The sequence below is a fragment of the Collinsella sp. LCP19S3_B7 genome (assembly GCF_052121795.1).
Taxonomy (GTDB): domain Bacteria; phylum Actinomycetota; class Coriobacteriia; order Coriobacteriales; family Coriobacteriaceae; genus Collinsella.
In genome coordinates this window covers 1-904 of sequence record NZ_JBQKDO010000039.1, presented here as the reverse complement: position 1 = coordinate 904, position 904 = coordinate 1, and the positions used below count along the sequence as shown (strand labels likewise).

The 904-nt window shown below is 66.6% G+C and carries 1 protein-coding gene; it reads left to right on the top strand.

Annotated elements, in window-relative coordinates; translation table 11 throughout:
• Nucleotides 1–865: IS3 family transposase (locus ACTQW0_RS08475; protein WP_441567774.1), on the top strand; the 865-nt coding region annotated here is incomplete at its 5' end.
• Between the last annotated feature and the right edge of the window lie 39 nt (nt 866–904).

Below are 904 nucleotides of genomic sequence, written 5' to 3'. Positions count from 1 at the left end.
GAAGGTCGAGGCCGTGAGCGCCCTGCGCGCGGAGGGGTGCAAGCTGGGGAGCCTGCTGGAATGCGCCGGCCTGGCCCGGTCCAGCTACTATTACGCGCTGTCGCACCCGGCCAGGCCGACGCGCCCGGAGCTGCGGGACGCGGTGGCGGAGATCTTCTCGCGCACGGCCAACGGGTGCGGCCACCGCCAGGTCGCCATGTGCCTGCGCGCCGAGCTGGGCGCGCGCATAGCCAACAAGACCGTGCTCAAGATGATGCGGGAGATGGGGGTCCGCTGCGGCATCCGCCGCGAGACCGACTACCATAGGTACAACTCGTACAGGGGGGTCGTGGGCGAGACGTTCGAGAACGTCATCGGGCGCGACTTCGCCGCCGACGGGCCGTGGCAGAAGATGGGCACCGACGTCACCGAGTTCAAGCAGCCCTGGGGCAAGGCCTACTTCGCGCCGGTGTACGACTTCGGCAGCAAGGAGATAGTCGCGTGGTCGACGTCGACCAGACCGGACATGGCGCAGCAGGCCGAGCTGCTCGACCAGCTGCTGGCGAAGATGCCCGAGGGCGCGACGCCGGTGCTCCACAGCGACATGGGCTGGCAGTACCAGCACGCCGCATGGTGCGGGAGGCTGAAGGACGCCGGGATCGTCCAGAGCATGTCCCGGAAGGGCAACTGCATCGACAACGGCGCCACCGAGCAGGTGTTCGGCCACATCAAGGACGAGTTCTTCCGCGGAAGGACGTGGCCGGACTTCGAGTCCTTCAAGGCGGACCTGGACGCGTACGTCGCCCATTGGAACACGAGGCGAAGGCAGGTTAAACTGAAGGGGCTGACCCCGGAGGAGTTCCGGAACCAGCCCCTTGCGGCGTAGTTCTTATTTAAGCCGTCCAAGTTTTGGGGTGCAGTTCAT